We start from the raw sequence: 24,980 nt of genomic DNA on the forward strand, positions 1-24,980 counted from the left end.
TTTTAGTTTAATGTAACGGGCATGCTATAACGTTTTAATTTTTTAAAATTAATGCTACTTTTGTTGAAAGACCAAATCACTATCATGCGTAAAATCCTATTTTTAAGTTTTATTTTTTTCTATTCTTCTGTCTTATTCGCACAGAAGAACCTGATACCGATGCCTCAACATTTGGAGATATCAAAGCAAGGTTCCTTTCCTTTAAAAGGAAATCTAACCGTTGGAGCAGGGGCATTTGAGACCCAAGCAAAATATTTGGCTAATCAATTAGAAGGCTTATTACAGACGAAAGTTACTCTTAAAAATCGGGACCAATCCGATTTCAGAAAATCAACAATACTGTCTCGGAAAAGCATGATTATTATGAATTAAAGATAGATCCTAGTGGTGTCTTCATAGCTGCTTCTACAGAAAGTGCCGCTTTTTATGCTGTTCAAACTTTGTTGCAGCTTGTGGAGGAGAACCAAGCTAGTGGAAGTATTCCTGCTTTGGAAATTAAAGATTATGCGAAGTTCACTTATCGTGGTGCACATCTTGACGTCAGCAGACATTTTTTTACTGCCGATGAAGTGAAATTATTTTTAGATTATTTATCGCGTTATAAAATGAATAAGTTTCACTGGCATCTTACAGATGACCAAGGATGGCGTATTGAAATCAAAAGTCATCCGAAACTTACCGCTATCGGAGCATACCGTGCAGTGACAGATGATGTGAAAGATTCTAAATTAACTAAAGATGGCCGTTACGGCGGATTTTATACACAGGAACAGATTAAAGATGTTGTTGCCTATGCAAATAAACTGCAGATTGAAATAATCCCTGAAATTGAAATGCCAGGTCATGCTCAAGCTGCATTGGCTGCATATCCTGAACTTTCTTGCACAGGAGGTCCTTTTCAGGTAGGTACAACCTGGGGTGTTATGGATGATATCTATTGTCCTAAGGAGGAAACTTTTGCTTTATTGGAAGATGTGATCGATGAAGTTGTTACACTTTTTCCAAGTCATTATATTCATATCGGTGGCGACGAGGCCCCTAAAACAAGATGGAAAACCTGTGCACATTGCCAGGAAATGATTAAAAAAGAAGGATTAAAAGATGAATTCGAGCTGCAATCTTATTTCATCAAACGGATGGAAAAATACATTAATTCAAAGGGTAAAGATATTATCGGCTGGGACGAGATTTTAGAAGGCGGTTTGGCTCCAAATGCCACAGTTATGAGCTGGACAGGTATTGAAGGTGGTATTCACGCGGCAAAGGCAGGACACGATGCCATCATGACTCCCGTAAGTCATATGTATCTAGATTATTATCAGGGGAATCCGCAATCTGAACCTTTGGCTTTTAATGCTGAACTTCGCTTGGATAAAGTGTATAGCTTCAACCCGATACCCAAGGAGTTGAATGCGCAAGAAGCAAAGCATATCTTAGGACCACAGGCCAATATGTGGACGGAGTATATTACAAATTTTAAACATGTTGAATATATGTTGTTTCCTCGATTGTTGGCTTTGTCTGAAGTGGCATGGGGAACATCAAAACCGGAAGCCTATAAATCTTTCGAAAACAGGGTGATTCATGAGTTTGCTTATCTGGACAGAAAAAAGATCAATTATAGTAAAGCTATTTTTGAATTGAATGGTAATATCGTTTCCAGAGACGGAAAGATGTATTATGAATTGTCAACAATCAAAAATGACAATACGATTCGCTATACTACAGATGGAACAGCACCGACTGTTCAAAGTGCCGTTTATAAGGAGCCTGTTGTAGTGGATAGAACAATGACCATCAATGCCGCAAATTTTAGTGCTGCACGTATGGTCGGTTCAGTATTGAAGCAGGATTTTGTCATTAGTAAATCTACAGGGAAATCTATTCAATTGCTATATGAGCCAAATGAAGCATATCAAGCGAACGGTACAGCAACATTGGTGGATGGTGTTTATGGCAATAAACAGTATTTTAAGAAAAACTGGTTAGGATTTAATGGTAAAGATTTAGTGGCTACGATTGATATGGCTGAGCCAGTTTCATTTTCAAATGTGGAACTGAATGTCGTTGATCAAAATGCGAGCTGGATATACTATCCGCAAGCAGTTAAAGTTTATGTTTCCCAGGATAATCAAAATTTCACCTTAGTACAAGAGGTGGGAAAAGAAGTGATCGCTAAATCTAAAGGAACCATCAAATTATCATTTGAAAAGCAGCATGCTAAGTTTGTTAAAGTTGAAGTGCAACATCTGAATAAGATTCCTGCAGGATCTGGTGGTGCGGGTTCTCCGGCTTGGTTATTTGTGGATGAGCTGTCGGTATATTAGTATATAGGATACCCGATAAGCGATAATAAAGCGCTACTTAAGGATCTGGATACAGATTTATAAAGTAGCGCTTTTTAATTTGTCGGAAGTATGGTTAAATAAATAGCATCATGTTATGCTTCATTATTCAGTTTGCGGATCAGTTCATACAATTTAAGTTTGTCTATAGGTTTCAATATGTACCCATCAATGAATGGGTAGTCTTGAATTTGTTCCCTATCGCTTTTACTTGTGGATGAACTTATGATATAAATGTTCAAAAGATTTAAAAAGTCAGGACCAAACTCTTCTAATTTATCCATCATTTCCCAACCTGTCATAAAGGGCATATTAATATCGACAAATATTATTTCTGAAGAAGGGTCGAGATTTTCCTTTTTATTTTCAAAATACTCTAATGCATCTAGCGCATTTTCAAATAAGTTGATCTGTAGCGGAAAGTCTGGAAAACTCTTGATCATGTTACTGAAAATAACGCGTAAAATAGCATTATCATCGACAAGGGTGACAGTTCTTATTTTTATAGTATTGGTTGATCCCATTTAGTTGTTTTCTAAAAAATTTACTAAAAAAGTAGTGCCATTGTTTGGCTTGCTAATAACATCGATCTTACCTCCTAAAGATTCAATCTGATAGCGTGTGATGAATAAACCTAGGCCTTTGCTATCAAAGCCACGATGAAAAACTTTTCTAAACATAAAGATTTGCGATTTGAATTTAGGTAGGTCAATACCTATTCCATTATCTTGGATGCTCAGTAAGGTTGAATTATTTTGTTGATATGTTCTGATATGAATTTGTGGTTGAACACGGGGAACGGTGTATTTTAGTGCGTTGCTAAGCAGATTATAAATAATACTTTCGAGATATATTCTAGGGTATTGTAAATACTCAATCTCAAAATCTGTTGTCAGGATTACTTTTTACTATATATTTCTATTAAAAATTGATCATATACCTTTTTAAAAATGGTGGGAAAATGACAGTTCACCTTTTCTACGTTTCTATTTTGACTAATTTCTAATATCTCTGATAGCTCTTGCAACGTATCTGTTAGACTGTTGTTACTACTTTTCAGTAGTCTAAAATATTCTGTATTAACTTCTTTTCTGTTTTCATCTTTCAGTTCATCGATGAGCATGTGGATATTGCTTACCGGCTCCCTTAAATTATGGGCTACAATATGATTAAACTCTTCCAACTGGCGCACTTTCGTTTCCAGATCGATTTTGACAATTTCGATTTCCTTCTTTTGCCTTTCTAAAATTTCAAGATTCTTTTTACATTCCGATATGTCCTGCAGCTGAACAATAAAAAAAGATACTTCATTGGATTGGTTATGTACGACCGAGGTGGTCACTGAACACCATACATAGTGGCCGAGTTTATGACGATACCGTTTTTCTAACGTGAAGCTGTCTATTTTTCCTTTTAACAATCGTTGACGTTGCTGATAATCATTATCGATATCGTCAGGATGTGTGTAATCAAAAAAGTTGGTGCAGGATAGTTCATCTTGCGAAAAACCTAAAATTTTAGTGAGCATTTTATTTGCATCAAGGCAATAACCTTGAATACTTGTCAATGATATCCCTAATCCGGAGAAATGAAAAGCTTGGTTAAATTTATGTTGATTATATCTAATTTTTTCAAGCGATTTAATTTTTTGGGAAATATCGGAGACAACAACAGCTACACGATCTTTTGCTTTATGTATGGGTTTAATTTTTAATTTGAACCATCTACCTTTATGCGTATCAAAAGGAGAAGGAAATTCCATATGATAAACCTTGTTATAGGTTAACGCCTTATTGATCAATGGTAATGTTTTTTCGGCCATTTCCGAAGGAAATAGATCTGCAATATTTTTGTTCAAAAATTCCTCTGGTTCATAAAATAATAAATCCGGTTCGCTGGTCCAATAGTTTTTGAAAACTCCTTCTTTGGTTACTTCAAATACAATATCATCGAGCGATGTTATTAAAAGTTGAAGTTCTTGTTTGCTATCTAGTAATTTTTTGTTTTCATTGACGAGTGGGGAAACATCCTGAATGCTGATGAGCATGTGGATATCAGGTCTATCAGGTATTAATTTAGAGCTGAAAGAAAGCCAGATAAACGTATTATCTTCTGTTGTGATACCGTAGATCATATCACGCTGTACCGCACCATTCTCCAATGTCTTATAAAATGATAATTCATTGGGGTGTATCGGATGTTGACCTTCTTTGCTGTAGAAGACCAACGCCTCATGTATTTTTTTATGTGCTATTTTGTCATAAGGTAATAAGGATTTCGCCTGATTATTTAATGCCAAAATATGCCCTTCACATCAAGCGCAACTAATCCTTCAAAACCTAAAGTTTCTAGAAGTATATTTTGTTTGTCCAATGCTTGATTGTGAAATTCCATTCGCAATTCTAGTTGAGAAAACCTGTTTTTCTAATGTTAATGCATGCAAATGTGCACATTTTCTTGAAATTTAATGGCAACACTACCTATTCACATGTATATTAATCGTCTGATATGCTATGCATAACCTAAATTTATTTAATTTTTTCTAACCAAATACTGTTAAGCCAAAGTTGTTGATTTCCAGTTGTCTGGAACGTGATCTTTTGTTTACCTGTTTGACGAATATGAAAAGTACCTATTGAAGTATTCACAAACTCATCGGTGTAATTATTCTCGTTCGGTTCTACTACCATTTTTCCATTTGGTGTTAGTTTTCCTGAAGCTGTTTCGTTAGTGGTGTGAACCTTAATTTCTACAGGATCTGTATTAGGATTATGTGCAGATACATCTATTTTATAAGTTCCTGCTTCAGGAAAGTCTACCTCCCAGGCAATGGTTTCTCCAGCTGTTTGAATATGGTTAGGTTTTTTTCCGTCATAGCGAATTACTTTTAATTGTTCTCTGTTTTGTGCATTAGTACTATTTAAAGCAAAACCACCAAAAGTGGACTCAGCAATGATATCTTTATCCAATTGCAATGGTTCATTGTAATGTATTACGATGGTAGATACATAGTTGTCTGTTTGCTTACTGGGAAGATGTACATGCAGAATGCCACCAATTTGTTCAAATTTTAAGTTCTGATGATCTGTCGTACCTTGAATGGATATCTGTTCCGGTTTAGTTTTAATTCCTGATATCCGCAACACGCGATCCAGTGGCCAATTAAACACCTGAGCATATACATTTGTTTGTTTTCCTGTAGTTTTGGTTGTTAAATACCCCCAATCATGCTGGTTGCTCTTAGATCTAGACCAGTTGCCCCATAGATACTTTCTCCATGTTTATTGAGCCATTTACCGATATCTTCAAGTCTTGATACACTTTCATAAGGTACAGTACCATCTGCACGAGGTCCAATATTTAAGGTAAATCCACCGTTTAAGCTAACATTTGAAATCAGCGAATTGAAGATTTGACTGGTTGATTTCCATTCATTTTCTTGACCGTTGTAGCCCCACGAATGTGCAATGGTACCTGGTGTTTCCCACGGGTGTTGAATGTATGAGGTTCCAAATTGATTATCGCCGAAGGTTTCAAAATCAATATTTTTTTCGTCGGTCGGTAGACCAAGTCTTGAATTGATCAGGCAATTGGGCTGTAAGGTATGGATAAGCTCCACAACCTGTTCAAGCTGTTCTTTTTTAATTATTGATTTTTGATATGGAATCCACATATCAAACCACATCAGTGCGATATCGCCATAGTTTGTTAAAAGTTCACGTAATTGTGGCATTACTTTTTCCTGCCAATACTGATTGTACTGGGTGTCTGTGACATGTCCTGTGAGTTCCTGATTATGATCCCAGGCATATGGGTGTTCCCAGTCAATCCAATGTGAATAATAAAAACCTAGCTTCATGTTATGTTTTTTACATGCCGCTGCTAATTCTTTTATGATATCCCGATTGCTACCACTTAATTTGCTAAGGCTATAGTTTCCAATTTTGGTATCCCAAATGGCTACACCGTCATGATGTTTAGTCGTCATGATAATGTATTTCATACCTGCTTTTTTAGCAAGCAATACCCATTCTTCTGGATTGATCTGATCCCATACGAAGCGCTTCGCTAACTCACCATATTCATCTTTAGAAACCCGGTTTCTATAGCGGAGCCATTCCGCATAATTGTTGATATAGCGTAGTTTTTCGCCTTTCCACAATCCTTCTGCACCACTGTATAGCCCCCAGTGTATAAACATCCCGAAGCGATCATGACTAAACCATTTGGTTTTAGGATTTTCCTGGGCAAAAACCGTGAATGTTAACGTTAATAATAAAGAAAAAGTAATTGAAATTCTTTTCACATTTTGTAGCATAAAGGTTTCAGTTCTTATGTCTTACTAATATAGTGAAAAAATCTTACGTAGGGCTAGTGATAGATGATTTTGGCTACTGTTCTATGGACGTTTAGGAGTAAAGATTTGCTTTTTTTGTTCTTTACTTCTTGTTTAATAGGATAATAACTATTTCCGATTTTTACCTGAGCACATTTTATTTAAATTGAAAACGTACCGTTACACAAACGTAGGTTCCTCTCTTTTAATTTTTAGGGAGCAAACGAAGATCAGATGATTACCAGATTATGTCTTTTAACATTACTTGTTCAGTGTTTGTTCAGTACTTGCTCAGTGATCACTCAGTGTAGACTGTATCAATAATGACTGATTACTGTCTAAAGATTGGTTAAAAATTGGTATTAGTTATCATATGGTATTAGGATGTTCCCGTTCTAATGTTTATCTTGATTATCTATAAAACTAATCAGGTAATTAAGACAATCTTTTGTCATCCTAAATCGCTTTTAGCACATCAAATTCGTGGAACCGTATGGTGAGTTGTTCATCTTTATCTAAGAAGAGCTCCGGATCAAGTTATAAGTAGTCTTCCAAATGATTTTTTTCATTGAATTGAAATCCAACTAACCGTTTGAGAATTGCGCGTTCCATAGACATATTTCCGGACAATTGATCGGGATTTGATTGGAGTGCCCGATACACTTGCTTATTTAGCCTGTTGATCATCTGTGAGTCGTAAAGATTCTGGTGAATCTCTGTAAAGCCAAAGTTGAACTATGTAGCTGTAAAGTATAGATGTTATTGTGATTCATATTTTTTGTATAGATTTAATATACAAATAATTTTATATTACAATATTTAATATATATTTGTATATTAAATCTATACTAATTATTTATTATTAAATCTCTAATTATGCAACTTAACACCCAATTATTGGTCGATCGATTGGTTCAGCGGATTGATTTAGATCGTATTTTTTTGTTTAATTTTCTCAATGATAGCGTCGAAAGTCCACATCTTTTATTAGTTGTTAATCCTATAAAGGGTATCTCTGTTCAAAGTATTGAACCTATTATCCGCCTCTGTATGGCCGATATGCCGATATTCCATTCCATGTGATCTGGACAGGGGAGTGGAGTAATCAGTTGAAAAAAGGAAGCCTTTATTTTACGTATGCTTCTTTGCCTGCACACCTGCTTTATCAGGCAGACAGCAAAAAGAGCCCCATTTTAGGGGGTAAGCTCGTGATCAGTTTAATGGAAATGTCTCATGTAGACTATGCTAAAGGCAAAAATTTAGCCGATGAATTTATGTTCGCATGTTACAATTTTCATTCTAAAACGGATTATTTTCAAGCAACTGCCATGTTGCATCAGTTTATTGTGTTGCGGTTAAAAGGATTTCAAACCATGGCGGGTGTAACGATTGGTAAAGCACAAAATCTGGAGCATATTCTTAAACTGATGCGGGGCACTTTACCTGGACTTTTTAAGATTTTTACTTATGATGCCCATAGTACACCTTTGTTGCGGTTATTGGATACTTGTCATAGTTATTTGAAGAAAAAGGATCGTCTCGATATTTTAGAAGAGGAATTTGAGTTTTTACTGGCGCATTGTCAGGCATTTGGCCAGGCTTTGGATAGTATGGTTGATTATATTTGGAATGGCGTAGCGGTATATATTAAGGAGAAGAGTGATCGTGCTGCTGCTGTATCGGTAGCTAAAGATACTGTTGCTATTATGGCTAAAAAATCTCATCCAATAGTTTCAGGGCCTGCTACATTGGAAAATTTTTCAGGTTTTCCATGGCCACAAAAATATAAGGATGATGCTAATTTACTTCTTGATAAGTTGTATTCAGGCTGTCATCCAGAACAGATCTTATTGGTCAACTATCAAACTGACGGCTTATCACATGGTAATCCTTTTCAAGAGCGTGTTGCTCAAGAGGAGAATGGTATCAAAGTTGAACTTTTTCTGGTGGTGCTTACTAAACGGAACTCACCATATACATTTCAGATTAGGAAAGTGGGTGATGTTCGCGCTTCGGTTGTATTTCTTGATTTGCCTTATGTGGAAAAGCAGTTGACTCTTGGAGGCAGGTTTGTGAGCATTGTCTGGCAGAAGTCTTGGATTTTGAGGCAAAAGTCCACTTTCAATTCTCAATTGGTACCTATGGTGATAAATTGGACTGCAAAATTTCAGAAAATTAAAATCATATCGGAAAACGCTGTTGTTGTCATGCGTAACCTATTATTAACGATGACAAACTCTCCTCTATTGATGGCAGACACCGCTTTGTTGCTATTGCGCGAATTGTACAGTATCGGTATACAGACCTATCTGCGATGTGCTGTCGGATATATTCCTAAAAATACTGATTTATTGGATCTCATGGAGTGGTCTGCTATTGCCAGTACCGATGTAATACAGGGTATTCTGAATGATAATGAACTCGATATGTTGATTCTTTCCATCATTTTAAAACCTCAGGAGATCTGGTGGAAAAGTGCGGCAATGGATATGGATGATCAGCATAAAAATTTAATCATACCGTGCGCTGGTGCTGTGGTTGAATTGTATGAACGACTGTTAAAAGCCGTCGTTCAATCTATAGAACAGCGTATCGAGCAAGTTAGCTAGGGAATAAACAACAAACAATAAATTTATGGGAATTAATAAAGTACAGGATAGCCAAGAGCTCTCCTTAGCCACTGCTTTGCCTAAACGGAAGTCATCAGAACCTTTTCAGATTCCTTGGGAGGATGGAGATCCTTTTAAAATGGGAAGGGAATATCTTTTACAGTTTTGTAAAAGGAAGTCTTTTGGGACGGATTATTCCGGGCGGATAACAGTTCATGTAAATGGTATACCACCACATTTTGAGATTCGTAAATCTGGTGTGGAGGAGGTTGTTCAGATTAAAGTAAGTCGTGATTATCTTGAAGTTAATTGTAGTTGTGGGAAAAAGGCAGAGGGACTTTGTACACATGAAGCCCGTTTTCTTTACGACAAAATATCAGCTGATAAGACGCTTTACTTTAAAGGCCTTTCTCCAAAATTTTTAGAGAAGCTCCTGCCTTGGCAACTCAAGATGATGGATTTTGAAATAGAAGACTCGTATAACAGTATCGAATTGAAAGTCGTTAACCATGCTACATATGGGAGAATGTTTAATGTGATGCCTTATTCAAGATATGATGAGCAACCGGTTGACGTTCCAAGTGGTCGTATTGCTACGGATATTCCAGCCGAGAAACATGAGAACGTTAAGTTTTTTGTTCCACTAGATTTTCTTGCTTTTGGCATTCCTGTTTTTCTTGCTTTTAAGTCAAGGTATACCTATGGTGATTCCTTTACGAAGAGTTATTTATTGGAGGAACGAGATACTGTACTTCCCTTAAACTCGTATGATGCATATTTAGAAAGTTTTAGCAGAAGAATTGTTTCTATCATAGTGGAGGACAAGGTTTTTCAGGAACAATATAAGCGTAATAAGAATCTTGTAGGGCGGTCTTATCTCAAGAATAAGCACCTAATTTTACAGGTCTGGAGAGATCTGCTCGGCAGTTCTTTATTTCCAATTAAGTTTAATATGATCAAGACCTGGCGTCCATATCGTTATGCGCATCAGATCAACATTAAAAATGCAGATCATTTAGCCCATGCCCATATTATATTGGCTGGGGATCGATTAACCGTTAAAGCACATCTTTATGATGAAGACTTTTATCAAAAACTTATTCTAGAGCTGTATTTTGATGAGGTACTCCTTACGAATCCCACATTTCTTGATGTCAGTAATTGTTTTTTCTTAAAAATCAGGGATGCTCAGGTGCTTTTTATCGATAATCTTGAAATGGAATATCTGTTGCGCCGCTTTCGGGCTTTTGACTTTATTGTCACGGCTCTGCCGGAGCAGTACGCTGATTTTTTGACGGATTTGGTTGTTCCGTTGAGTAAATCTTGTTCTCTTGAGATTCACTCCCATCAGGAAATAAAGAGGAGACATGTTCTCTACGATCCTGCGTTTAAGCGGATGCTGACGATTCGTGAGCTAGATAACTTTCTTCATCTGGAGGCACATGTTGTATATGAAAATATAGGAACTTTTCCACTGAAATGGGATGCTAATTTGGTAATTGCACCGAAACAGGAAGACTTTACTTATTTTATGCGCGACAAGATACAAGAGGAGGAATTTCGAAGTTTTATTTTGCAACAGCATCCCTCTTTGGCATCATCTATGGCTGATAGTAACTGGTTTATCCCGATTGATTTACTTCAGCATCGTAGTTGGTTACATGATTTTATTGATAAGTGTAAGTCGGAGGGTATCTTGATTGTACTTGAGGAACTTCAAGTTGGTACTTCCTATTATCAACATCAGCTCAATTGTACGGTACGGAATATTCATTTTGAAAATAATCAATGTGCAATTTTGTTGGCTCTTAAATTTGGCAATCAGGCTATGACAATCTCTGATTTTGAAGATCTGATCATGGAGGGACAGCAAGTATTTCGATTGCCCGATTCTTCTTATGGAATTATAACGAAAGAGGCTCGACATCTCTATAAGCCTTTATTTTTAAGTTCGGTTCGGGATGAAGACAGCTTGGTGCTCAATACGGTACAGCTTATTTCGTTGCAACCTAATTTGGAAAAGATAGATCCTAAAATTATTCAAGGGAGCATCCGAGAACGCCGGGAGAAATTGATGAATATGGATGAGATTCCTTTATTGGATGTTCCTGATACTGTGTTGGCAACTTTGCGTCCTTATCAACAGGTTGGATTTAGCTGGATGGCTTTTTTGAATGAGTTTGGTTGGGGTGGTCTTTTAGCGGATGATATGGGATTGGGTAAGACCCTGCAGGTAATTACTTTGCTAGAGTATTATTATCATGCAAATCCTCAAGGTGCTCCTTCTCTTATTGTATTGCCCAATACGTTGTTGTTTAACTGGGAGCAGGAATATCAAAAATTTGCGCCGAACCGTCTGGTTCGAGTTTATCATGGGAAGTTACGAGCGCCTGTTGCGGAGTTAGAAGCGGGGACTGTCTTGTTGACGACATACGGTACGTTGATGACGGATGTGGAAGAGTTTGAAATGACGACATTTAGCTATCTGGTTATGGATGAGTCGCAGGCTGTGAAGAATCGGAATTCAAAGCGTTTTGAATGTTTGTCTGAGATAAAAGCATCTTATCGGATCGCGATGACGGGTACGCCTATTGAAAATGGGATTCAGGATATCTATTCACAAATGATGCTGGTCAATCCTGGTTTTTTGGTAATTATCGAAATTTTAATAAAACGTATAAAGGTGTTAAGGATGAAAATCTTGTACAGGAAACTGTGGGAAGCCTTCAAAAGGTGATCGCACCTTTTATACTTCGCCGCACTAAAAAACAAGTGGCTCTTGATCTTCCTGAAAAAACAGAAACTGTCCTTTATATGGATATGCTTCCTGACCAAAGAAAGGTTTATGATCGATATCGGAAACTTTTTAAGGGGGAATTGAAAGAGAATCTAAAAGGAAAAGATGCATCGAAGTCTAAGTTTTTGGCTATTGAGGCGCTCAGTAAATTGCGGCAGATCTGTAATTCTCCGAGCTTGATTAAAGGGGAGGTGTTAACGAGTTCTTCAGTGAAATTGGATTATATCGATGAAATTTTGGATGAGGTTGTGCCAGGGCATAAGGTTTTATTGTTTTCTTTTTATACGTCTATGTTGCAATTGGTGGGAAAACGAATCGCTGAAAGGGGTATAGATTATGCGTATTTGGATGGTAAATTGAACCAGGTGGATCGGCAGAAGGCGGTGGAAAGGTTTCACAATGAGGATGATTGCCGGATCTTTTTGATCAGCTTAAAAGCTGGTGGTACGGGGTTGAACCTGACGGCGGCGGACTATGTCTATATTTTGGATCCTTGGTGGAATCCTGCCGCAGAGGCGCAAGCGATAGACCGTTGTTACCGCATCGGTCAGGATAAACATGTGATGGCTTACAAAATCGTGTGTAAGGATACGGTGGAAGAAAGGATCTTGGAGATGCAGGCGAGTAAAAGGAGTGTGGCTGACGGATTGATTTTGGATGAAGCGAATCTGATGAAATCGTTGAGTAAAGATGACCTGCTGAAATTATTTGAATAACTATTATAAACTTAAACTATGAAAAGTGATATGATGATTAAGAGTTCCTATTCAGGAATGATGTATTCGCACGATTTTCAATTGTGGTATACATACTTTAATCGGAGACTAAAGTTAGGGTGGAGTCCTCAGGATCTTTCTTTTTTATTAGGTAAGCCTGATCATGCTTATCTGGATTTTGAAAAATTATTTGAGGTTTCTAAATTTTTATTATCTCAATCTATTTTACTGGATCGCATTTATGCTTGTTCGGAAGTTGTGCCGATGGAATTTTTTAGGGAACCGTACGAAGGTTCTACAGAGCGTATTGTTCGTGTTAAAGTAGTCGAAGATGAGATTAAATGGTATTATAAAATCGAATTAGGCTGGACGTTTCAGCGGGGTAAAGATAAACCTGCTACTCCTTTGCTTTCTCTAGAAGAATGGAAGCCGGAAATTAATCTTCTACTGGAGTCTGATGCCATGATTCATGTGCGCTCTAGATTGGAAGGATTGTTCTCGAGAGGGGAATTTGAAGAAGGGAAATCGTCATGGGAATTATTTCAAAATGTGCGGCATACGGGTTTGTCGAAATTGATCATTTACCCGAGACACTTGAAAAACTGCTTATATCAAATGATTCAGCAGGGAAAAATAGTGGTGCGCATTGTAGATGATCGTTATTGTTTTAGTTCTGTGAAATAAGAGTGATTTAATATGATAGAATTATTTAAAAGTGACAAGGAGAAGCATCGTTTTTCTTCAACGATGAAGTATGCAAGTTCGATCTATTTTTTGCTGTTGCATCGAATAAGTTGCGATTACAGTCCTGAAGAGCTTTCATTTTTATTAGGACAGGATGATGACTTTGTATATCAATTAGAGCGGTTTAAGATATCTATGAGTAATCTAGAATTGATGACTCACCTAACTTGGGTTTTTGAAAAAAAGGAGCTAAGTTTTGAATCTTATGATGACAAAACCAGTTATGAGTTTGAACTTGGGGTCTGGGTGGAGAATGGGGTGAGATACTACCAAATGGATTATTTTATTAATGCAGTTGAAAGCATTTCTTTTTTTAGATTAATGGAAAATCTAAATATCAAAAGAATTGAAGATGCTGAAAGTCCAAGTTCATTTGAACGGGGTGTATGCCAAACATTTTTTGAAGCGATATTGTCCACCGATTATTTTAAAAGACCTAGGACAGCTAGACAAATCAAGGATTGCCTTGACGGCCATTTGGAGGATTATAAGATTCCTGTTATTTATTTTAAGAGAGAGTTGGATTTGCTCTGGGGTAGGAAGGGAACTGCTCCTCTAAAAAGAAGCAAAGCAAATAGCTATAGTTATCGGTATAGCCTGCATAAATAAACGGAAGTTATTATTTTTTAAACTAAAAATCTATGAAAAATATGGATTCAGAGGCTATTGCTATACCACAAAGTTTTCAACTCGCTTGTCAGCTTTTTGGTATTAAAGTGGCTGACTTTTTACAGCTTTATGTAAATCATTTTTCTTACATAGACCTGCATTTTGATGACAAATCTGTGTATTCTTTGGTAACTAAATCTTTCGATTATGTGATTCCAAAACAAGAAGAGGATAAACATAAATTGAATATTGAATTAACTGCAATAGAGCGCGATAAGGGGGTGAAATTAGTTCAGAGGCAAATTAAACTGGCCATGAACAGAAACTACAGTTATTCGCAAAGGAGAATGAAGGGTAAGCTGTTGACGAATCAACTTTATGATCTTTTTTCAAAAGATTGTGAGATAAAGAATGTCATTTATCTGGATGAAGAAACCAAGATAACACTAAATAAAGATTTGATGTTTAGATCACTTGTTTCGGGTATTTCGGCAACGCAGTTTTTGAATGGTATCATGCAATGTGTGGCGATCCCAGATTATCTAGCGAGAATACATTTAAATAAATCCATCTATAACCCAGTTTTAGGTGTATTTATTAGGGTATTTGATGGTTACGGTAGTATACGTGATAAGGAATTTCAAGATTCGGTACCATGCAGAGAAATGATGATGGAAATTCAAGAATTGAATAAGCGTTATTTCTTTTGTAGAGATGTGGACGAGAGAAAAGCGCATTATCAGGGATGGTTAAATAACTATTTAGAAAATAACAGTTTAAGTTAATGATATGAAGAATTTAGAGAATATTAAGCTCACTGATGAGTTTAAACAATTTTGTGATATTTTTAATTTCACACCTGAAAATGTTATTCAGGCTTTTGTTGATAAAGTTGATATAGCGGCGTACATGTGCTTTCCATTGGATCCTGATCGATGGGCCAATTTGTTTATGATAGAGTATTTAATTAAATATACGGATTCGGAAGGAGCATTGCAGGCTTACTTTGAATTTGGGGAAAAGTGGGCTATGATTATGAGAGCAGGGGAAAAGGATGCTCTTGAGAAAACTAAAAAACTGCTGGAGGATTGGCATAAATCTGTATTGGAAGACCGTATTAATCAGATTATGATGGGGGATGACGATAAGTTACAAAAATAAAAGTTTGAGACCTAACAGTTGAATTATCATGTTATGTTTACGTAAAGCTGTAGCACTCCTTCACTTATTTGCGTTATCTTTATACTAACGATATATAAACTATGACAAAAAAATTTTTATGGTGTTGCTGTTCTGGCTTTAATTAGTAGCTGTGCAAAAGATAGTGGTACTCCAGATCCTGACTTTTCGAAAGATATTCAAGTTCGATTGGGGGCATATGTGTGGCATCCTGTTATAGGGAACGCGAAGGAAACCGATTATAATCTAGATGACTGCGAAATGGATAACAGTTACCGCTTTATCTTTCAGGAAAAGTCAAATCAATTGAATCTGGATAAAGGGGTGAAAGTCTGTGAGGCGAATAAAGGAGCTTTTGAGGAGTTTATTTTCAAAGATAAGAATAATACAGGCTTTACTTTTAATAAAGAAAAGGGTACGATTAAATTTGCAAATCAAGATCAGTATTCTTCCTATACCGTAGTGGTTAATGGGGATAAACTGGTGTTAACGAGTCAGAATAATAATCCTGCGGCTTTTGTTAGGCCCGTGAAATATTATTTTAAAGGGGTGAAGGCTCAATAATTTGATATTCGCGTGAATGCATCCAATTAGTGAAGGCGTTCTGCTGGAGTTGAAAAAAACAAAATTTTCTCTGAGCCTAATATTGAGTTATAAAGAGAAGGATTGAGTTATTCGTTATATGGAAAGATTTGAAATGACTACTCGTCTTTATAAAATTTAAGAGACCTTGAGAAAAGCTCATATTTTTTATAATCCATTCTAAAGAGAAGGATATTTTTGGTCAAGTTATTATCAGATTACGGTAGGAAGAGGATCGTTTATAACGCGTTTACATTAGTCATAAAAAAGGACGATCAAAATCGTCCTTTTTTATGTTTGTTACTTTTAGTAATATTATTATGATGTATTACTGATTTCTAATGCTAAAACGTTAATTTAGGGGTTTACAAACCGACCGATGGTCTCTTTTATACAATCTTAAATGAAACTTAGCAGTATATTTTTTAGTGGAATGTTATTTCTAGCGATTCCAAACTTACAGGCGCAGCAGCCAGCTTATAAAAACAGTAAACTTCCGACAGAGAAAAGAGTTCAGGACCTATTGGGGAGAATGACTAAGGAGGAGAAAGTTGGTCAATTGTCGAAATTGTTGGGTTGGGAGATGTATGAGAAGAGGGCTAAGGGTATCGGTGTAAGTGCAAAACTGAAAAAAGCAGTTCAGGAGCAGCATATTGGTCTGCTCTGGGCAACCTTGCGTGCTGATCCGTGGACTCAAAAAACGCTGTTAAATGGTTTGAGCCCTGTGGAAGCGGCACGAGCTACAAATGCGATTCAACGTTATATGTTGGATAGTACACGTTTAGGTATTCCTTTGTTGTTATCTGAAGAAGCTCCGCATGGTCATATGGCTATCGGTGCTACTGTTTTTCCTACAGCAATTGGTCAAGCAAGTACTTGGAATCCAGTTTTAATTGAACAGATGGCGGCTACGATTGCAAAGGAAACTTACGCTGTAGGTGGAAAAAATGGTTATGGTCCTGTATTGGATCTAGCACGTGATCCACGGTGGTCACGAACAGAAGAGACTTATGGTGAAGATGCGTACTTAATCGGGCAGATGGGAAGGGCGATGGTGAAGGGCTTCCAAGGCGATGTCATTGGGAAAGAAGATAAAATAATTGGTACACTTAAACACTTTGTTGCCTACGCTGTTCCTGAAGGTGGTCATAATGGTGAAGGTGTTTCTGTCGGTGAAAGAGCAATGCGTCACCATTATCTGTATCCTTTTGAACAAGCTGTTCGCGCAGGAGCAGGTTCTGTGATGACGGCTTATAACAGTATTGATGGTATTCCTTGCTCTGCAAATCCCTGGCTACTGAAAGATGTATTGCGTAAAGATTGGGGATTTAACGGTTTTGTCGTATCCGATTTATTAAGTATTTCTGGATTAAACGGAGGACACGCTACAGCTTCTACTGCCGCAGAGGGAGCCTCACAAAGTATACATGCCGGTCTTGATGTAGATTTGAGCGGTACAGGATATGGTGCTAATTTATTGGAGGCGGTCAATAGTGGTCTTGTAGAAACTTCAGTTCTTGATACTGCTGTGGCACGTGTACTGCGTATGAAATTTAATCTGGGTTTATTTGACCGTCCTTTTGTGGATGAAAAACTGGTTGCAAAAAAGGTTGCTACTGTTGAAAATGTGACTATAGCACGTAAAGTAGCTCAGGAGTCTATCGTATTGCTTAAAAATGAAGGAGATTTATTGCCTCTGAAGAAAACGGTTAAACGTATTGCAGTTGTTGGTCCTAATGCAGATAATGCGTATAATCAACTGGGAGATTATACTGCTCCACAGGCCGATGGTAAAGTGAAAACGGTACTGGCTGGTATTCGTGCTGCGGTAGGTAAAGGTACACAGATTGATTATGTGAAGGGCTGTGCTATTCGTGATACTTTAAATAGTAATATCCAAGATGCGGTTGCCGCAGCAAAATTGTCGGATGTGGTTGTAGTGGTATTAGGAGGTTCTAGCGCGCGTGATTTTAAAACAACTTATCAAGCTACGGGTGCCGCCAATGTGGATATCAACGCTGTCAGTGATATGGAAAGTGGCGAGGGTTTTGACCGCGTCTCTTTGGATATGATGGGCCATCAGATGCAATTGTTGCAGGCTTTGGAGAAAACAGGTAAACCTATTGTTCTTGTAACAATTATGGGAAGACCTCTGAACCTGAATTGGGCGGCCGCACATATCCCAGCTATTGTGAATGCCTGGTACCCAGGCAGGAGGGTGGACTTGCGATAGCTGACGTTCTTTTCGGAGATTATAATCCTGCTGGACGTATGCCTATTTCAGTACCTCGTTCTGTAGGACAGTTACCCGTTCATTATAACCATAACAAACCTAAGCATCATGATTATGTAGAAATGTCTGCAAAGCCTTTATATGCTTTTGGTCATGGTTTGAGCTACAGTAAATTTGAATATGCTAATCTTGTTGTTGATGTGAAGGAAAGTGCAGACGATTTTGCGTGTACGGTTTCTTTTGATGTAGAAAACAAAGGACTGTTAAACGGTGATGAGGTGGCTCAGCTTTATGTTGTGGATGAGGTTAGTTCAGTAGTTACAGCTATCAAACAATTGAAACGATTTGAACGTAAGTCTATTGGGGCTGGTAAGCGTGAAAGGGTCACTTTTCAATTGACTAAAGAGGATCTGAAGCTTTGGGCTGTGGATAACCGGTGGAAAACTGAGAAGGGAAAATTTAAATTACTGATTGGTGCAGGATCTGATGATGTGCGACTGGAAGGTACATTGGAATTGAAGAAGGACTATTTGTAGGAAAAATAATACACTCGGAAAGTATACTATACTTGCATCTTTAATGATCCTACTCGTTTAGGATGTAAAATAAAATTGGGGCTGTCTATTATTGACAGCCCCAATTTTATTTTAATACAATGTGTTTAATATTCTTTCTATTCCAGGTATAGGTAATATGTATCAAACCATCATCATCTTGTATTATTGTCGGGTAGGAGTATTCATCCCCCTTTTTACCATCTTCTAAGATCAATGCATCTTTCCAATTCAGACCGTCTTTAGATAATGCCACGCGTAGTTTCGTACGTCCTTCCCACCAATCTTTTCCGGCAAGATCGGGATTATAAACGATCATAAATTTTCCATTGTTTAGACGTATTGCGTCTGTTGCCGCATTTGGATTAAGCAGATTTGTAGCTTGCCAAGGTTGCCAAGTCTTTCCGTTATCGTTGGAAAAGGAGCTCATGACTTTATTCTCTTTACTGCGACACAGGACTTGAATTTTTCCATCTGCATGTTGTACAACACTCGGTTGGATCACCTGAATGGGGCTATCATGGTTAATGTTAACAATTGACCACGTTTTACCTCTATCTGCGCTGATCTCTAAATGAGCTTTCCAAATTTCGTCTTTTGACTCGGTGCTTGAAGGGGAAAGGATAGTACTATTTTTTAGGGTGATGGGTTTGTTTTTGATGGGACCTAAAATGTTTTGGGGTAATGCTTTCGCTGTTGACCAGGTATTGCCCTTATCTAGCGAATATTTGTAATAACCTTTCCATTCTCGAGGATTAGGTCCTATTTTATAATAAAGATATAGGCTGTCCGATGCTGGATGTTGATAAAATACAGGGTTCCATGTTGGATAGCGTTTGTCTCCAAGGACTCCATCGGCAACTTGCACAGGGGTCTGCCATTTGCCATTAATATAATGTGAAGTCCAGATCACAACATCGGGATTGGATTCATGTGTACCTCCAAACCAGGCGGCAATTAGGCTATCTTTTCCAATTTGTTCGATGGTAGAGGCGTGGCACTGTTTGAAAGGTACCTGACCTTCGTTAAAAATCTGAGTTGATGTTAATAGTGCTGGTCTATAATTATTGCAAGAAGAAAGGATAGTTAGTATGATTATAGAAAAGAAGAATAGTTTGTTCATATAAGTTTATTTGGTCCTGCACTTTTTCATATGTTAAACGAAGTACAGGAGTCTTTTTGGTTTTATTTTTTAGTTCGTTAATGTTTTAATATCTGATATATTGATTCCGGTAAAGCAATCGTCCTGACAATTTCCTATGACATAACCGCATGATGAGATCATCCCATTATTTTTCGTTTCAAAAAATATCTTTTTCTTTTCTTGTGCTACAAGCCATTCACCTTTTGCCTTGGTATAAACGTCATCGAGTGTCATAATTTCAGTTGCTCCTAATCCATTATATTTTCCTAATTCTTTTTCAGATTCTGACCAGCTGAGGTATTCTTTTAATGTAATCTTCTTATCCGTTAGGTATGTTTTAAATGCATCCGTTATTTTTGCTTCAATTGCTGCAATTTTCTCATCTGTCCAGCCCGTAGCCGGCGAGATAAATTGATTACTAAACCGCTGAATGAGATGCTCTCGTTTTGTTACTTTTCCATTGATGACTGATATTGTTGTTGTGGCACTTTGTGTCATTAATGAGGTGTTTGTTTGGTATTGATAGGAGTTATAGCTTTCTTTTTTGAATTCTTTAAACTTATCAAAGCTGTCTTCAAATTGATTTGAATATTCAAGGTCGCTATTTTTACAGGAAAATACAGACAGACTCAATAATAAAGATAAGGTGTAAATGATCTTTTTCATATATAAGTATATTGATTGGTTGAAAAGATAACGAGGTTTGACGAAATATTGCTACAAAACAAAGGAAGCCACTTGCGTGGCTTCCTTTGTTAAGATTATTTAATTTTAATTAACGTCCCAGAAAAGTTTGGTATTCGGGTTGTCTTGTGCTTTTACAGCATTATAGTTATCTGCATTAAATGTCGCTTCATTTTGTGGTAGAGTCAATTTAACAGGAATTGTCTTTTGTAAATCTGATGCTAAGGTTGGAATAGTAAACTTAGGAAATCTAATCGTCGCTGTTCAGACCAATTTTCCACAGCTTGAAATAGGTTAAAATGTAACCATTTTTGCATGGCAATTAATTGGATTTTATTAGTTGCTCCGTCCCAATTTACTTTCGTGACAAAATTATCTATGCTTGCTTGTTGAGGTTTTGCTGGTGTGGCAACTGTTATATCATCACTTTTTGTGGAGATGTTGTAATACAAATCTACTGATTCTCTCAAACCTTTTTCAAAAGCATTCTTTGCGGCACTGTTATTTCCTATTTTATCGTAATACTCCGCTAGTAAAAAATTAATTTGTGAAGCACTGATTAGGATGCCAGGAATAAATTTGTTGCGAGACAAGGTATGTCGGTTGTAAAAACTTATAGTTTCTCCTCTAGCTAAGTCAGATTGATCTGCTTCTCCAAGTTGTTGATCGAAACCGATATATTTATCTCCGGATTTTTGACCTTTCTCGAATAAGATAGGTAATCTAGGATCAGATTTATTTACCATTTCATCAATCATAGGTTTGCTGCCAAAATTTGCAAACCAACCATCTGCCTCAAACGCACCTTTGATATCTTCGGATTTGATATCGGTACTCGTGTTAAAGATATCTAATTGAGCATTGTCTGCATTGTTTAAAATCAAAGGATATTTATCTTGATTATTGATGATTTCAGCTATCTCATTTTTTGCAGTAGCGCTGAACTGACTACTAGCCGATACGCGGGTTAGCATTCTAAGTCGCAAAGAATTGCAATATTTTTTCCACAAAATAACATCACCATTGTTGATCAGATCTTGTGTTCTAAAAGCACCAGCAAAAGTTGAAGGTATTTTTAAATCACTTAATTCTACACTGATTGTTTTTAGATCAGTCAGCATATTAGTGTAAATATCAGTTGCTTTGTCGTATTTCGGATAAGAGACTTTGTAATCACCATTATTGGTATTTAACAATCCGGCTTCAGACCACGGTATATCGCCCACTAAATCGACCATTTGTTGTGTCTGGTCATAGAAAATTATTTTAGCAGCTAAGAGGGCAATTCTTTTTTCTTCTTTTTCTTTATCTGTCTGTATTTGAAACAAACGTATAAATTCTTTGTATTGTGCTAAGCCAGCATAATATTTGTTCCATCTTTCTTCAGTTGCAGCAGAGCCTGGTACTAATTGATTAGCCTGGTTAATAGAACCTAAATTCTGTATATAAAGATTAATTGTTGGTCTTAAAGTCACAAAATAATTACCATATGAGGGTATTATAAGTGCCCTAAAGTCGTAGATCATTCCTGTGAATTGTTTTTCTACAGTTGTTTCTTTACTTTTAGAAGGGTTATTGTAGTAATCTCCAAAAGAATCTTTTTTACAAGATGTTATCGTTGATAGAGCAGTCATTGTTAGCCCTAAGAATAAAATTGACTTTTTCATTTTTTAAAAATTAGAAGCTAGCACGTAGCATTAAACCATATGTTCTTGTTGCTGGACTTGTTCCAGCATTCGAAACGCCATTAATCCAGTTGGATCCACCTGTCATTTGCTCTGGATCTAAATCTTTAATTGATCTATAAATGAAGAATAAATTACGTCCAAAAGCAGAAAGTTGAATGTTTTTGGCTTTTAATTTATTGGCAATAGATGTCGGTAAGCGATATCCTAGTGAGATTTCTCTCATTTTAACATAATTGTTCTTTTTAACATATAATTCATATCGAGATTGTGAATATTGAGGTCCTCCCCAGTTATAAGTGCTGTTATAATAAGTTGCTTGAGAAATGATGTTACTATTTTGAGAACCATCCGCTAATACCCCATCCATTAACATACCGTCATGAAAAACTGTTTCTCCATTTGGACCGCTAGCATTGTTTGTTGCAATACCCACAATTCTTCCAGAAGCATCCTTAGCTTGATAATAACTTAAACCACCATGCTCTTTATCCATAGCATTTAAACTTTCTTCCAACAATCCTCTACTTGTCATCCAGTTAACTCCTGTAGGCATGACACTTCCTCCTAATCTAAAGTCCATAAGAACATCTAGTGAAAAGTTTTTGTAGGAGAAATTATTTATCAAGCCACCAACTGCTTTTGGCATCGAGTTTCCAGCCTTAACCCATTTATCTCCATCAATTTGATAAAGACCGTTGGAAGAAACTGTCTTATTCCCCTTTTCATCTAATTTTACTGGGCGTACCATTATATCCCCCATTGTCTCTCCGACTTTAGCGATAAGCTGAGCTGCTTGTCCATCGTAGTCTCTTAATAATAACGTTTCAGCATTTCCTGGTAAAGAAATTACTTTGTTCTTATTCATAGAAAAATTTAAAACAGTATTCCATTTGAAATTCTCGTTCTGTATTGGTGCACCAGTGATCGCAAATTCCCAACCGGTGTTTCGGAGTGAACCTACGTTTGCAAGAATGGAGCTCGAGCCTGCTGAAATAGGTAAGGTATAATTTAATATTTGATCTTTAACTAGACCATTATAATATGTTATATCAAGTCCTAATCGGCCATTTAGCATTTTTGTCTCAATACCAAATTCGATTTCATTTTTGGTTTCAGGTTTGATACCAGGATTACCAAATTCTGATGTGGGTAGGGTTGAATAAATAACAGACGAACCATTAGCCATTTGTGGCCCTAAAGTTCTGATATTATAATAGAGCGCACTTTTATAAATATCGGGATAATTACCTACTATACCCCAAGAACCTCTTAATTTCGTATAGCTAAAGAAATCTGGTAATTTAACGGCATCTGAGAGGATAAAACTTGTATTTACAGATGGATAATATAAAACATTATTATCAGGATGCATTGTAGAGATTCTTTCGCGTCTTAAAGTTCCTTCCACATTCCAAAACTGTTTTAAATTAAAATTCACAGTCCCAAATACTGCGTCACGCAACATATTTTTGCGATAATTGTAACGCTCATTTGGTCTTGCCGGATTTAAAGACGCATTTGTATCGAACCAATCTCTTATTACAAGTCCCCCATCTGTTTCATTTTGAACATAAGTATCTTGTGTGCGGGTCGCAGTATATCCTGCTACAACACCAAATTTGATATCTTCATTGAGTTGTTTGTTGTAGGTCGCCATTAAATCTGTATAATAGATGTTTGCATTTTGATTGCCAAGGGAATAACCACCTGAATTACCAAATGCCAATGGAACTTCGTTAGGCTGTTTTGACTCAGTTCTTAGCGCTGTTACATCTGCAGATACACGACTGCGAAGAGATAGATCATCTGTTATACTCCAAGTTGCAGTATAGGATCCAATTAATCTATTTGAATTTTCATCATATTGTTTTGCTCTCGAATCCCACATGTATGATAGAACATCTCCACGATATCCAAAATATCGTATATCTTCATCAGGAGTCAATGATTGTGTATTCGGATCTTTAATCACATATTTATAACCTAGACTTGTTTGGTATTTATTTAGGTACCAATCTGGATTATCAAAGTTGATATCATCCCTGTGAAATTGTTTATAAGACGATCTGTCAACAAAGGTCTATTGTGTGTATGTTGATTGATGAAATTGACGACTACATCATTTTTGAATTTCTTCCATAATGTAAAACTAGCGTTCAGATTCGCAATATTTTTTTTATTGTACGAATCCATTGCAGTCATTTCATTATCCTGTCTTGTCAATGAAAAGCGGATATTTGAATTTTCAGAAGTATTACCAATTGCTAAATTAAATATACTGTTGTTAGGATTATTAAAGAATTTGTGATATGAATTTTGAGCACTGTAAGGTCTGACTTGACCATCCCATGAGATGATATCTTTTCCATCGAATTTAGGACCAAAATTTACGTTAGTATTCATAACTCCTCTATTGACACCATTAACAGCATCTCCAGCGCCATAATAATAAAATAAATCATCGGACTGATTTACATTATTATAGGCTTTGTTATATCCAGGTCCTCTTACGTCTTGAAATCTAGGTAAATAAGCAATTTGGTCGTGAGTATAAGTTGCATTAAAGTCTACAGAAAAACCTTTTCCGGCTTTTCCTGATTTTGTAGTGACTAAAACAACTCCGTTCATAGCTTCAGATCCATATAACGCTGCTGCAGAAGCACCCTTCAAAATACTGATGTTTTCAATATCCTCCGGATTCAGATCTTCTAAACCGTTACCGCGAGCACGTTGGTCACCCCAGTAATCGGAGTTATTAAA

General features: G+C 36.8%; 21 protein-coding genes and 3 pseudogenes. 14 read left to right on the top strand and 10 right to left on the bottom strand.

Annotated elements, in window-relative coordinates:
- The first annotated feature begins 84 nt into the window (after positions 1-84).
- The 3 genes and pseudogenes from L950_RS15025 to L950_RS15030 all read left to right on the top strand — a co-directional run bounded on the left by L950_RS15025 (position 85) and on the right by L950_RS15030 (position 2,327).
- Positions 85-372 (top strand): hypothetical protein, encoded by a 288-nt coding sequence (locus tag L950_RS15025; protein WP_021189863.1) that lies wholly within the window; start codon positions 85-87, stop codon positions 370-372.
- 2 nt (positions 373-374) lie between these two features.
- Positions 375-446, top strand: a pseudogene (locus tag L950_RS37350) (hypothetical protein); the annotation flags it as partial.
- Between the two features lie 6 nt (positions 447-452).
- On the top strand, positions 453-2,327 hold the full coding sequence (locus L950_RS15030) for a family 20 glycosylhydrolase (protein ID WP_231577296.1): 1,875 nt from the start codon (positions 453-455) through the stop codon (positions 2,325-2,327).
- A 113-nt stretch (positions 2,328-2,440) separates the two neighbouring features.
- Here the strand turns inward: L950_RS15030 and L950_RS15035 are convergent, their stop codons facing one another.
- The 5 genes from L950_RS15035 to L950_RS33385 all read right to left on the bottom strand — a co-directional run bounded on the left by L950_RS15035 (position 2,441) and on the right by L950_RS33385 (position 6,651).
- On the bottom strand, positions 2,441-2,869 hold the full coding sequence (locus L950_RS15035; RefSeq protein ID WP_021189865.1) for a response regulator: 429 nt from the start codon (positions 2,867-2,869) through the stop codon (positions 2,441-2,443).
- Positions 2,870-3,244, bottom strand: coding sequence for an ATP-binding protein (locus L950_RS37355; protein ID WP_084825457.1), 375 nt, complete (start codon positions 3,242-3,244; stop codon positions 2,870-2,872).
- A complete protein-coding gene (locus L950_RS26620; protein ID WP_052764418.1) occupies positions 3,244-4,644 on the bottom strand; it encodes a PAS domain S-box protein in 1,401 nt (466 codons plus the stop codon). The genes L950_RS37355 and L950_RS26620 overlap by 1 nt, the downstream gene beginning before the upstream one ends.
- A 229-nt stretch (positions 4,645-4,873) precedes the next feature.
- Positions 4,874-5,515, bottom strand: a complete 642-nt coding sequence (locus tag L950_RS33380) for a hypothetical protein (RefSeq protein ID WP_231577297.1) — start codon at positions 5,513-5,515, stop codon at positions 4,874-4,876.
- 41 nt (positions 5,516-5,556) lie between these two features.
- Positions 5,557-6,651, bottom strand: a complete 1,095-nt coding sequence (locus tag L950_RS33385; protein ID WP_231577298.1) for an alpha-L-fucosidase — start codon at positions 6,649-6,651, stop codon at positions 5,557-5,559.
- A gap of 906 nt (positions 6,652-7,557) precedes the next feature.
- On the opposite strand from L950_RS33385, the gene L950_RS15050 reads away from it, so the two are divergent.
- The 11 genes and pseudogenes from L950_RS15050 (at position 7,558) to L950_RS33400 (ending at position 18,686) form a co-directional block, all read left to right on the top strand.
- Positions 7,558-7,764, top strand: a complete 207-nt coding sequence (locus L950_RS15050) for a hypothetical protein (protein WP_021189869.1) — start codon at positions 7,558-7,560, stop codon at positions 7,762-7,764.
- The gene (locus tag L950_RS15055) at positions 7,761-9,290 is read left to right on the top strand and encodes a hypothetical protein (RefSeq protein ID WP_021189870.1); all 1,530 of its coding nucleotides are present in this window, start codon (positions 7,761-7,763) and stop codon (positions 9,288-9,290) included. Before L950_RS15050 ends, L950_RS15055 begins: the two co-directional genes overlap by 4 nt.
- 2,080 nt (positions 9,291-11,370) lie before the next feature.
- Positions 11,371-12,206: pseudogene (locus tag L950_RS33390) on the top strand (DEAD/DEAH box helicase); the annotation flags it as partial.
- Positions 12,207-12,296: 90 nt separating this feature from the next.
- On the top strand, positions 12,297-12,803 hold the full coding sequence (locus L950_RS33395) for a DEAD/DEAH box helicase (protein ID WP_262507102.1): 507 nt from the start codon (positions 12,297-12,299) through the stop codon (positions 12,801-12,803).
- 18 nt (positions 12,804-12,821) lie between these two features.
- Positions 12,822-13,487 (top strand): hypothetical protein, encoded by a 666-nt coding sequence (locus L950_RS15065; RefSeq protein ID WP_021189871.1) that lies wholly within the window; start codon positions 12,822-12,824, stop codon positions 13,485-13,487.
- Positions 13,488-13,499: 12 nt separating this feature from the next.
- Entirely contained in the window at positions 13,500-14,156 is a 657-nt protein-coding gene (locus L950_RS15070; RefSeq protein ID WP_021189872.1) for a hypothetical protein, read from the top strand.
- Positions 14,157-14,188: 32 nt separating this feature from the next.
- Entirely contained in the window at positions 14,189-14,941 is a 753-nt protein-coding gene (locus tag L950_RS15075; protein ID WP_021189873.1) for a hypothetical protein, read from the top strand.
- 4 nt (positions 14,942-14,945) lie between these two features.
- The gene (locus L950_RS15080; RefSeq protein WP_021189874.1) at positions 14,946-15,317 is read left to right on the top strand and encodes a hypothetical protein; all 372 of its coding nucleotides are present in this window, start codon (positions 14,946-14,948) and stop codon (positions 15,315-15,317) included.
- Between the two features lie 207 nt (positions 15,318-15,524).
- Positions 15,525-15,899, top strand: a complete 375-nt coding sequence (locus tag L950_RS15085) for a hypothetical protein (RefSeq protein WP_156169701.1) — start codon at positions 15,525-15,527, stop codon at positions 15,897-15,899.
- A 601-nt stretch (positions 15,900-16,500) separates the two neighbouring features.
- Positions 16,501-18,257: pseudogene (locus L950_RS15090) on the top strand (glycoside hydrolase family 3 N-terminal domain-containing protein); the annotation flags it as partial.
- A gap of 15 nt (positions 18,258-18,272) precedes the next feature.
- Positions 18,273-18,686, top strand: coding sequence for a fibronectin type III-like domain-contianing protein (locus L950_RS33400; RefSeq protein ID WP_231577300.1), 414 nt, complete (start codon positions 18,273-18,275; stop codon positions 18,684-18,686).
- A 106-nt stretch (positions 18,687-18,792) separates the two neighbouring features.
- On the opposite strand, the gene L950_RS15095 is transcribed toward L950_RS33400, so the two are convergent.
- From L950_RS15095 to L950_RS26635, 5 genes are all read right to left on the bottom strand, one after another.
- Complete coding sequence (locus L950_RS15095) at positions 18,793-19,827, bottom strand: sialidase family protein (RefSeq protein WP_021189876.1); 1,035 nt, start codon at positions 19,825-19,827, stop codon at positions 18,793-18,795.
- Positions 19,828-19,896: 69 nt separating this feature from the next.
- Positions 19,897-20,514, bottom strand: coding sequence for a hypothetical protein (locus tag L950_RS15100; protein ID WP_021189877.1), 618 nt, complete (start codon positions 20,512-20,514; stop codon positions 19,897-19,899).
- Positions 20,515-20,753: 239 nt separating this feature from the next.
- The gene (locus L950_RS15105; protein WP_084825459.1) at positions 20,754-22,199 is read right to left on the bottom strand and encodes a SusD/RagB family nutrient-binding outer membrane lipoprotein; all 1,446 of its coding nucleotides are present in this window, start codon (positions 22,197-22,199) and stop codon (positions 20,754-20,756) included.
- A gap of 10 nt (positions 22,200-22,209) precedes the next feature.
- The gene (locus L950_RS15110) at positions 22,210-24,192 is read right to left on the bottom strand and encodes a TonB-dependent receptor (RefSeq protein WP_052764419.1); all 1,983 of its coding nucleotides are present in this window, start codon (positions 24,190-24,192) and stop codon (positions 22,210-22,212) included.
- A 32-nt stretch (positions 24,193-24,224) separates the two neighbouring features.
- The coding region (locus tag L950_RS26635; RefSeq protein ID WP_156169702.1) for a TonB-dependent receptor plug domain-containing protein at positions 24,225-24,980 on the bottom strand (756 nt) is incomplete at its 5' end.

Origin of the sequence: Sphingobacterium sp. IITKGP-BTPF85 (assembly GCF_001006065.1) — a bacterium.
Taxonomy (GTDB): domain Bacteria; phylum Bacteroidota; class Bacteroidia; order Sphingobacteriales; family Sphingobacteriaceae; genus Sphingobacterium; species Sphingobacterium anhuiense.